General features: G+C 72.0%; 9 protein-coding genes. 4 read left to right on the forward strand and 5 right to left on the reverse strand.

Annotated features, from left to right (window positions below; translation table 11 throughout):
• Window positions 1–218: 218 nt before the first annotated feature.
• The 5 genes from ABZW03_RS29210 to ABZW03_RS29230 all read right to left on the reverse strand — a co-directional run bounded on the left by ABZW03_RS29210 (window position 219) and on the right by ABZW03_RS29230 (window position 5,554).
• The gene (locus ABZW03_RS29210; protein WP_355264619.1) at window positions 219–1,268 is read right to left on the reverse strand and encodes a family 2 encapsulin nanocompartment cargo protein polyprenyl transferase; all 1,050 of its coding nucleotides are present in this window, start codon (window positions 1,266–1,268) and stop codon (window positions 219–221) included.
• A 203-nt stretch (window positions 1,269–1,471) separates the two neighbouring features.
• Window positions 1,472–2,890 (reverse strand): family 2B encapsulin nanocompartment shell protein, encoded by a 1,419-nt coding sequence (locus ABZW03_RS29215; protein WP_355264622.1) that lies wholly within the window; start codon window positions 2,888–2,890, stop codon window positions 1,472–1,474.
• A 314-nt stretch (window positions 2,891–3,204) separates the two neighbouring features.
• Window positions 3,205–3,753 (reverse strand): methylated-DNA--[protein]-cysteine S-methyltransferase, encoded by a 549-nt coding sequence (locus tag ABZW03_RS29220; protein WP_355264625.1) that lies wholly within the window; start codon window positions 3,751–3,753, stop codon window positions 3,205–3,207.
• A gap of 113 nt (window positions 3,754–3,866) precedes the next feature.
• Window positions 3,867–4,100 (reverse strand): hypothetical protein, encoded by a 234-nt coding sequence (locus ABZW03_RS29225; RefSeq protein WP_355264628.1) that lies wholly within the window; start codon window positions 4,098–4,100, stop codon window positions 3,867–3,869.
• Window positions 4,101–4,267: 167 nt separating this feature from the next.
• The gene (locus ABZW03_RS29230) at window positions 4,268–5,554 is read right to left on the reverse strand and encodes an MFS transporter (RefSeq protein WP_355264631.1); all 1,287 of its coding nucleotides are present in this window, start codon (window positions 5,552–5,554) and stop codon (window positions 4,268–4,270) included.
• Window positions 5,555–5,760: 206 nt separating this feature from the next.
• Between ABZW03_RS29230 and ABZW03_RS29235 the strand changes: the two genes are divergently transcribed.
• From ABZW03_RS29235 to ABZW03_RS29250, 4 genes are all read left to right on the forward strand, one after another.
• Window positions 5,761–6,600 (forward strand): hypothetical protein, encoded by an 840-nt coding sequence (locus ABZW03_RS29235; protein WP_355264633.1) that lies wholly within the window; start codon window positions 5,761–5,763, stop codon window positions 6,598–6,600.
• Between the two features lie 88 nt (window positions 6,601–6,688).
• Window positions 6,689–7,387, forward strand: a complete 699-nt coding sequence (locus ABZW03_RS29240; protein ID WP_355264636.1) for a Crp/Fnr family transcriptional regulator — start codon at window positions 6,689–6,691, stop codon at window positions 7,385–7,387.
• Window positions 7,388–7,501: 114 nt separating this feature from the next.
• Window positions 7,502–8,305, forward strand: a complete 804-nt coding sequence (locus tag ABZW03_RS29245; RefSeq protein WP_355264639.1) for a hypothetical protein — start codon at window positions 7,502–7,504, stop codon at window positions 8,303–8,305.
• Entirely contained in the window at window positions 8,302–10,239 is a 1,938-nt protein-coding gene (locus ABZW03_RS29250; RefSeq protein WP_355264642.1) for a hypothetical protein, read from the forward strand. The genes ABZW03_RS29245 and ABZW03_RS29250 overlap by 4 nt, the downstream gene beginning before the upstream one ends.
• Window positions 10,240–10,310 lie beyond the last annotated feature (71 nt).

The following is a 10,310-nucleotide window of genomic DNA, read 5'->3' on the forward strand; positions in this document are numbered from 1 at the left end:
GCCGCTCTTCTCTTGTGCCTCCTACCGCGCCTCGCCCCTGCGGATGTGGGCCGCGTTGGGCCGACGCCGCGGGCGCCCCTGCAGCTGCCTGTGTGGGAAGTCGGACGGGCCGACTTCCCACTCCGGTGGCCGCGTTGGACACGGCCGGCCCACACGGCGAGGGCCGGGCGCCGCATACGGCGGGTGGCCCCGGGCAGCGCCTACGGCCGGCCGCCCGCTCAGTGCGTACGGCGGGTGACCAGCTCCGCGAGCGCCAGCAGTTCGTCCGCCGCGGCCGGCTCCGGGACGGCCACGGCCAGCTGCGCCATCGCCGTCGCCATCCGCTCGCAGGACTCGCCCTGCGCCCAGCCGCGCCCGCCGGCCGCCTCGACGGCCGCCGCGCACTGCGCCAACTCCTCGGCGCTCAGCGGACGTTCGAGCGCGTACAGCTCGGCCAGCGTCTTGCCCTCGACGGTGCCGGACCCCAGCGCCGCGACCACCGGCAGCGACTTCTTCCGGGCCACCAGGTCCGCGCCGACCGGCTTGCCGGTGACCGCCGGATCCCCCCAGATGCCGATCAGGTCGTCGATCAGCTGGAAGGCCAGGCCGATCTCCCTCCCGAAGCCGTCCAGCGCCTGCGCCGCCTCCTCCGAGGCGCCCCCGTACAGCGCGCCCATCGCGCAGGCCGCGCCGAGCAGCGCCCCGGTCTTGGCCTCCGCCATGGCCAGGCACTCGGGCAGCGAGACGTCGTTGCGCCGCTCGAAGGCGCAGTCGATCTGCTGGCCCTCGCAGAGCTCGACCACGCAGTCCGCGAGCCGGCGGATCGAACCGTGGGCGGCCGGGTGGCCGTCCTCGGCGAGCAGGCGCAGCGCCAGGGAGTGCATGGCGTCCCCGGCCAGGATGGCCTCGGTGGTGCCGAACACCCGCCAGGCGGTGGGCCGGTGGCGCCGGGTGTCGTCCCGGTCGATGACGTCGTCGTGGAGCAGGGTGAAGTTGTGCACCAGCTCCACCGCGGCGGCCGCGGCGACGGCCTCGTCGGGCTTGCCGCCCAGGGCCTGGGCGGCGGCGAGGACCAGGGCCGGCCGGATCGCCTTGCCGGCGGAGGCCTCGGCGGGAGTGCCGTCCGCCTCCCACCAGCCGAAGTGGTAACCGGCCACCTTGCGCATGGTGCCGGGCAGCGAGTCGACGGCGGCCCGCAGGACCGGGTCGACCAGGGCACGGGTCCGGGCGAGGATGTCCGCCGCCTCGTGCCCCTCTTTGTGGTCCCGCTCCAGCGTGGGACTCGTCATGGGTGTCTCCCCCTGTCGGGCGCCTGTCGTGGGACGGCCCGCCGACGGCGGACCGGGGTTGCGCCGCGGGGCCGGGCGCGGCCGTTCACCGCTCCCGGCCGGCTCAGGCCGGGCCCGTACGCGCCACGGCGCGCCGTCCGGCCGGGGGCCGGTGGGCGGCCCCGGCGCACGGCGCGGGCTCCGCGACCCGGCCCCGCGGAACGTCAGTACTGCGCGATGTCCACGTTCTCCAGGACGCCGACCGCGTCCGGCACCAGGATCGCGGCGGAGTAGTAGGCGCTCACCAGGTAGGAAATGATGGCCTTCTCGTCGATTCCCATGAACCGCACCGAAAGGCTCGGCTGGTATTCGTCCGGAATTCCGGTCTGGTGCAGACCGATGACGCCCTGGTTGTCCTCGCCGGTTCGCATCGCGAGGATCGAGCTGGTGCTCCCGACGATCGGGATCTTGTTGCACGGGAAGACCGGCACCCCGCGCCAGGACATGACCTGCTTGCCCTCGACCTCGACCGTCCCCGGGTAGAGGCCGCGCTTGTTGAGCTCCCGGCCGAAGGCGGCGATGGCCCTGGGGTGGGCCAGGAACATCCGGGTGCCGCGGCGGCGGCTGAGCAGCTCGTCCATGTCGTCCGGGGTGGGCGGGCCGGAGTGCGTCTGGAACCGCTGGTCGTACGCGGCGTTGCTGAGCAGGCCGAACTCGGGGTTGTTGACGAGCTCGTGCTCCTGGCGCTCGCGCAGGGCCTCGATGGTCAGCCGGAGCTGGTGCTCGGTCTGGTTCATCGGCTGGTTGTAGAGGTCGGCGACCCGGGTGTGCACCTTGAGGATCGTCTGCGCGACGCTCAGCTCGTACTCGCGCGGCTTGAGCTCGTAGTCGACGAAGGCGCCGGGCAGCTCGTACTCGCCCTCGTGGCCGGCGGAGAGGTCGATCGCGGCCTCGCCGTGCTTGTTCTGCGCCTGCTGGAAGCCGTTCAGGTACTCGATGACCTGGAGCTGGAGCGCCTCGGAGCGGTCGTGCAGCTCCTGGAAGGCGGGCCAGGACAGCGACAGCACGGTGCCGGAGGTCGCGGCGCGGACGGTGTACGGCCAGTCGCCGCCGTCCTGCCGGATGGCCTCGTCGCCGAGGTGGTCGCCGTCGGCGAGGGTGCCGACCACCGTCTCCTCGCCGTACTTGCCGGTGCCCAGCCGGTCGAGCTTGCCGTGCGCGATCAGGAACACCTCGGTGACCGGCGCACCGGCCTGGACCAGGACGTCGCCCGCGGCGAAGTCCCGCTGGACGAAGCGCGCGGCCAGCTCCTCCAGCAGGGCCTCGTCCTGGAAGCCGCGCAGCACCGGCACCTCGGCCAGCGTGGGCGGGACGATCCGCACCTCGGCGCCGGTCTTGACGAAGCTCACCCGGCCGCGGCCGACCGAGTGGCGCAGGCGGCGGTTCACCCGGTAGGTACCGCCGGACACCTGCACCCAGGGCAGCTTCCTGAGCAGCCAGCGCGGGCTGATGCCCTGCATCTGCGGCGCGGACTTGGTGGTCGTCGCGAGGTTCCGCGCGCCCGCCGTGCTCAGGCTCTGCTGCTGCCGGAGCTCCGATTGCGCACCGGGCGCTGGAATACCGGCATTGGTTTCGGTCGACATGAGGGGGGCCCTTCGCATATCCCGATGAAGTGTCGCCTTGCGCATGCGTGTTGCAGCTTCATGGTGGGCCCATGCGAGGGCATCCCGCAATCACTCGTTCGAGTGGTTCGGAATGCTCAAACAAATAGTACGAATAGATCACCCGATCGATATTGTTCGACTATCTATTCGAACAAATGGGGGTGCCGCGCGCCCTATCCTCCCGCATGCGCGCCCCGCTCGGCGCCACCCCTCGCCGCGATCCGTGCCCGCGCCCCCCACGCCCACGCCCACGCCCCGCCCGCGCCCACGCCGCGCCGCCGCCGCCGCCGCCGCTACAGCGGGCCGTTCCAGTCGAGGGTCGGCTCCAGCACGCCTTCCAGGGTGAGCAGCCAGCGCTTCACCTCGATCCCGACCCGGCCGCCGCCGAAGCCGCCGATCCCGTCCGCCGCCACCACCCGGTGGCAGGGCACCAGCAGCGGGACGGGGTTGGCCGCCATCATCTGCCCGACCGTGCGAGCGGCCAGCCCGGGTTCCGTGACGTCCTCGAACACCCCGCTGCGGGCGGCCAGTTCGCCGTAGGTCACGGTCCGGCCGTACGGCACCTCGCGCCAGAGCGTCTGCAGCACCGTCCGATGCGGGCCGGAGCTCAGGCTCCAGTCGATCGGCAGGCCCAACTCCCGGGTGCGGCCCGCCAGGTAGGCGCCGATCCGCTCGGTGACGGCGGCGATCTTCGACTCGTCGGTGCACACCGGCCCCTCGCCCTCGCGCGGCCCGGTGTAACCGGCCGAGGCCACGCCGAGCGGCGTCACCGCGATCCGCATCGGCCCGCTGGGCAGCGGCGTGGGCACGGTCAGCCAGGACATCGACCAGGACTGCGGCACGCTCGGGCCCCCACCCTCCGCCGGACCGGCCGCCGGCCACCCCGGCACCCGGGGGGCGTCCCCGCCCCGCGCGCCATCGTACGGCGGGCGGCCGACAGCCCGGGCGGCTCCGGTCAGAGCTGCCCCTTCAGCCCGCGGACGTTCGACGCGCACCAGTGCACCAGACCGGCGCGGTCCGGGGCGCGGCCCTCGCACAGCACGGCGAGCTGTTCGTCGTTGATCCGGTTCGGCCCCGGGATCTCCAGCAGGTACGCCAGTTCCGCCAGGACGGTGGCGAGCCGCTCCGCGTCCGTGTGGTCCAGGGTGACCGCGGACTCGTGATGGCTGATGGTGAGCGAGCCGGGCATGATCGACCTCCTCCGTCACCCCCGCCTCCACCGTACGACCGGGTGGGCCGCCCCGCCCGCCGCGGAGGTGTGCGTGCGCGGGAGGGGCAGCCGGTCGCGCTCCGGGGCCGGCCGGGCGCGGTGCGCGGTGGGCCGGGGGTGCGCCCCGGAGCCGTCCGAGGGGTCGGTCAGCTGTCCGGGCCCTCCTCCCAGCGGCGGTTCCGTACCGCCGGCACGGCCAACACTACGGCCCCTGCGGCCAGTTGCCAGACCGCCCCGAGCAGCAGCACGGTGTCCGCGCCGAACCGGCCGGCCAGCGGACCGGCCGCCGCCAGCCCGAGCGGCCCGAGCGCGAAGGAGCCCAGCACCCCGAAGGCCGTCATCCGGCCGAGCAGTTCCACCGGAACCCACTTCTGCGTGGTGGTGTTGTAGAGCGTCCCGCAGACCGCCGAGCCGACCCCGGCCACCACGGCGCCGGCGGCCACCCAGGGCAGCCCCGCACCGGCCGCGAGCGCCCCGGAGGGCACCGCCCAGGCCAGCGCCGCCACGGACGCCACCGCGAGCGGACGGCCGGGCGCCCGGCCGAGCATCAGCAGGCCGCCGAGCACCGCGCCGGCGCCGTACCCGCCCATCACCAGGCCCCAGGCGCGGGCGCCGCCCAGACCCTGCTGCGCGAGCAGCGGGCCGAGCACCAGGAAGGGGGCCCAGACCAGCAGGTTGAACAGGCCCATCTGCACGGTGGTGATCCACAGCCACGGGCGGGAGACGAACTCCGACCAGCCGTCCCGGACGTCCCGGATCATCGACTCGCCGCCGCTCGGCGCCGGCCGCACCGGCAGCCGCAGCCTGGCCAGCGCGAACGCGCCGACGCCGTACGTCACCGCGTCGACCAGCAGCACCGTCGCCGGGCCCCAGGCGGCGGTCACCAGGCCGGCGGCGGCGGGGCCGACCACGGTGGACACCGAACGGGACAGTCCCAGCAGGGTGTTGGCGTCCGCCATCAGCTCCTTGCGGCGCACCAGGTCGGGCACGATCGCGCCGAAGGCCGGCATGAACAGCCCCTCGCCGACGCCCCAGACCGCCACCAGCGCGACCATCGCCCAGACCGGCGCGTGCCCGGCCGCCAGCAGCCCGGCGAACAGCGCCTGGACCACGCCGCGCAGCAGGTCCGAGCCCAGCATCACCCGGCGGCTGCCGAGCCGGTCCGCGATCACCCCGCCGGCCAGCAGCACCAGCACCACCGGGAGGATCCGGGCCGCCATCACCCACCCCAGGTCGGTGCCGCTGCCTCCGCTGCCGCTGCCGCCACCGCCGTCGAGCACCGCGAAGGCGACCGCGACCGGCGCCATCGAGGAGCCGATCAGGGAGGTCGTGTACCCGATGAAGAACCACGTGAATTCGCGCTCGCCGAGCACGGCGAGACGGTCTCCCAGACGCCTTCTGCGGGCGGGGATCCGTTCGGTCTGAACTGCCATGCGCAGCAAGTCTGCGGTTCGGCGGGGCGCGGTTCAAGGGATTCCGGGGAAAAAGTTGAGTCTTTTGGAGTCAATTTCTCAGGGCTGCCACACTGCCGCAGTAAATTCGCTTCCCCAGGGCCTCCCATCTGCCCTTTACCGCGAATCTCGGCTAAGGTCCTGGCGGCTGGACGGAATTCATTTACTGCGGAAGAAGGCGGTCGGTCGTGACGGTCGGGACAGAAAGTGCGGCAGGACTTCCGCCGGTCGAGTACGCCGTCGCCGTCGAGCGGTACCTGGCCGCCGCCGGGCTCGCCGACGGCTCCCGGCGGATCTACCGGATCGCGCTGAACACCTGGGCCTGGGCACTCGCCGACCGGCCCGCCCCCACCGGCCCCGAACGGCGGCGGGCCCGGCCGCCCGTCCTGCCGCTCGCACTGCTCGACCACCCGGACGCCGCCGAGCGGCTCCGCGCCGCCGCCGCCCGGCGCGGAGCCGACACCGACCCGCGCACCCTCAACCGGGAACTCTCCACCCTGCGCGCGGCCGTGGCCTGGTGGCGGGCCCGGGGCTGGCTCGCCGGCGACCCGACCGCCGACCTGCTCCTCCGGCCGCTGCCCGCCCCCGCGGCGGACGCGGGGCCGCTGGGCCCCGAGGAGCTGCGCGCACTGTTCGCCCTCCGCGCGCCGCTGCGCGAACAGGCGCTCTGGCACCTGCTGCACGAGTCCGGCGCCCCGATCGAGACCGTCCTCGCCCTGGACACCGACCACCTCGACCTGCCCCGCCGCCGCACCCTCCCCGGGTACGCCGCCCTCCACTGGCAGTCCGGCACCGCCCGGCTCCTCCCGCTCCTGATCGCCGGCCGCGCCGGCGGCCCGCTCTTCCTCACCGACCGCCGCGCCCCCGCCGGCACCCCGGCCCGCGACCGCTGCCCCCACACCGGCCGCGCCCGCCTCTCCTACCGCCGCGCCGCCGAACTCCTCACCCTCCACACCCGGCCGCTCGGCCACGGGTGGACCCTCCGCCGACTCCGGCCGGGGCCGCCACGCTCCAACCACCACCCTTAGTGATCATGGAATAACGGCCTGCCACTTGATGGTGTACAAATACCTCTGAACCGATCAGGGGGTAACTGTGCGTAATCAAATGGCGGGGGTGTCCAGCGCCCCCTTGGTGCCCGACAGGCTGGACGACAAGGTCCCGTTCCTCGCCCGGCTCGACGCCGATGCCCGTGCCTCGCTGCTGGCACTCGGCACTGCGGTCCAGTACCCGGCTCGCTCGGTGGTGATCCGGGAGGGAGAACATGCCACCCACGTCCTCTTGATCATGCGCGGCTGGTTGAAGGTCACCTCCAGCTCCGGCACCGGCTACGAAGCCCTGCTCGCCCTCCGTGGCCCCGGTGACATCGTGGGCGAGACCTCCGCAGTGAACGCCTCGTCCCGCTCCGCGACCGTCACAGCACTTGAAGCAGTACAGGCCCTGTCGATCCGGGAATCAGACTTCACCTCGTTCCTTTCGGCACAGCCGCAGGCTGCCCTACAGCTACTCCGGCTGATGACCGGTCGGCTCGTCGCAGGCGACCGGAAGCGGCTCGAGTACGCCTCCTGCACGGTTCGTCAGCGACTCGCCCGGTTGCTGCTGGAACTCGCCGCCTCCCACGGGGAGCCAGTGCCCGAGGGGGTCGCCATCCGGGTCCCGCTCACCCGCAGCGAGATCGCCGGCTCGGTCGGCGCTTCCCGCGAGGCCGTCACGCGACTACTCGGCGAACTGCGCGAGCGGCAGATCGTGGAGGTCCGAGGCCGGGTACTCATCGTCCGCCAACCGGAGAAGCTCCGGCAGGTCGGGGCGAATTGAGCATTCGGTCACACCCGTGGTGGGGCGAATGCCCTGGTCCACCTGTAAGCGCCCACGGAATCCTGCTGTGGCACGCGAACACCCGCCAGCGCACTGCGCCATGAGGAGGCTTCATTGTCCGGACCCACCAATAGGACGATCCTCGTTCTCGACATCGAAGGATCGGGTCGGAGATCCGACGTCGAGGTCGCCGTCCTACGGCGGATGATGTACTCGGTGCTACGCAGCACCCTCGCCGAGTCCTCGATCGAAGCCTCGGAGTACCGGATGGAGGACCGGGGCGACGGTGTGTTCGTCCTGATCGACCCGTCAGTCCCCAAGCCCCAGCTCATTCGGGCCCTGCTCTCCCATACGCCCGAGCAGCTCTACGACGGCAACCGGCTAGCGAGCGCAAGCGTCCAGGTCAGGCTGCGCATCGTGGTGCACTCCGGAGAGGTCACCCTCGACGAGGAGGGAGCCATCGGTGCCGACCTCGTCGAGGCGTTCCGGCTGCTCGGCACCCAACAGCTCCGCGCAGCCCTGGAATCCACCAGGGAGTCGAGCGTGCTCTGCGTCTCCGACACCGTGCACCGCGGGGTGGTTCGGCACCGGCACCCCGGTATCCGGGCCGAGCACTTCCATCGCTTCGTTGCGCACACGAAGGAGGGCGACGTCACCGGGTGGATCCACGATCCGAGGCGCATCTGGTCCGCCCCGGCCGCCGGACGGCCCGTCGACGATCACACCTCTCCGGCGAGCGCTTCGTCCGCGCCGATCGACCAGGCGTCCCCATCCGCGGACGGCGTCCTACCGACGATGCACATCGGATCGGGGAACTTCTTCTTTGGCGCCGGTGCCCATGTCGCGGGTGACGCCGTGGCGGGCCACAAATACCTCGGACCGGTGCCCCAAGACACCGGACGGAGTGCACAGCAGTGAGCACGGAGCAGCACGAGGCCTCCGCAGATGCAGTTGGCTCCGAGTCTCCCGACGCCGCCGACCAGGAGGCACCGGAGGCCTGGGAGGCGTTCGAGCAGCTGCGGTCGCTGGCGCCTCATCTCCTCGCCCTAAAGGGAAACGTCCTACGGGACGCTTCCTTCTCCGGTGACTTGGTCGGCGGCGACAAGAACAACATCGATATCCACCTTCACTCCCGCCTCCACCGGGACCGAATCGCGTCCGGGCCGCTGTCTGCCGACCACGTACGGGCGGTGGCCAAGGCGTTCAGCCCGTCTCGCCAGTACGACGAAGCCCACCTCAGCCTGCTGGAGAAGGATCCGGTGCTCGTTCTCTGCGGCCACCGGGGAAGCGGCCGGCGTACGGCCGCCATCAGGATGCTGGACCAGCTCGCCCCCTCCCAGGTCGTCATGATCGATCCGGACACGGAACCCGACTCGCTCGGTGAACTGCTACGACCGGGGTGGGGTCACCTGATCGCCGACCCGTTGACCGGTCGGAGTGCCCCACTGCGCGACGTCCACATCCACGCCATGCGCCGGCACCTGAACCAGTACGGCGGGTACCTCGTGATCACCGCCGAGCCCGGAACCATCCTCGACAGTGTTCCCCTGATCCCGTGGGAGGCACCTGAACCCGGACGGGTCGTCCGAGCCCACCTGGAAGCCCTCCTCGAAGCGGACCCTTCGCCGTCCGGGACCAGTTACGCAGAGCTGCTGAAGCTCCCCGAGGTCACTGCCTACCTGGGTAACAGACCCACCCCGAAGGAAGCCGCAGGCTTCGCGCGTCTCCTGCATTCCCATGCGACAGGCAGGGTGACGGCCGAGGACCTCACCGCATACGGCCGGGCGGCGGCGGAACTCGTGGTCGACGCGTGGTTCCGAGGAGACGGCCCAGACCTCAGAGACAAGGCCTTCCTCCTGGTACTCGCGGTTCTCGACCACTCGCCCTACCCCCTGGTGGCGGACCATAGCGATCGACTGTTCCACCTGTTCCGTGCAGTCGAGGCCCCGTCGGAGCCCACCGGCCTGCCGGTGTTCGGCGCATCGCGAGAGAACCGGCTCCAGATGGCCCGTGCGCACGAGTACACGAGCACGGTTGAGAGTCCGTGGGGCGCCATCCCACAGACCTTGGTCGCCTTCCGGGACAGCAGTCTGTGGGCCACCGTGCTGACGTATGTCTGGACGACCCACCCCGCGGCCCGGGCCCCGCTCGTGGACTGGCTCGTCGCCCTGGGCTCCGCACCGTCGGCCGAAATTCGCCTCCGCTCTGCGGTCGGAGTGGGCACCATCGCCATCGCCGACTTCCCTTACGCCGTCGAGAGGTTCTTCTCGCCCTGGGCCGAGGCCGAGCAGCTGCGCCAGCGGCAACAGGCCGCTTGGGCGCTCGCGGCAACCTTCGAGGGCGGCCAGTCCGGTGTGGTCCGAAGACTGCTAAATCAGTGGAGTCGGGAAGGCAGCACCGGACGACGCTGGACCGCCGCCCGTACCTACTCCCTGATTGGACCCGCCATGCCGGCGGCGGCAATACGGGACCTCGGCCTGATCGTCGGCTCCGTCCCCCTTCAGGGCCCGACCACGGACCCCGACCGGAAGCAACTGCTCTCCGCCGCCACCCAGACTCTCGAGAACCTGCTGGTCAGTGCGGCCGCCCCGACCGTCCTCTCGGCGCTCCGGTCCTGGTGTCAAACAGGAGCCCGCGACCGCAGCACGGCCGAAGCAGCCTTCCTGCGAGCCTGCGCCGCGCGGCACGACGAATCGGCTGCCGAAGGCGGGCTGCCCCGGCTCCTGAGGCTGGCCGTGACCACGCCCGCCACCCGGATCGACTACGTCATGCTCTGGCAGGCGGTCCTGTCCGACCGCGACGCACGCAAGGCGGGGCAGGACGTCCTCAGAGAGTGTTGGGTAATCGGGTGACTACTGGTGCTTGAGGTCGTCGGCGAGGCGGCGGGCTGCTTCGGTCTCGATGGGGCCGCGTGGTTCGATCT

The organism is Kitasatospora sp. NPDC004799 (assembly GCF_040609095.1).
GTDB lineage: Bacteria > Actinomycetota > Actinomycetes > Streptomycetales > Streptomycetaceae > Kitasatospora.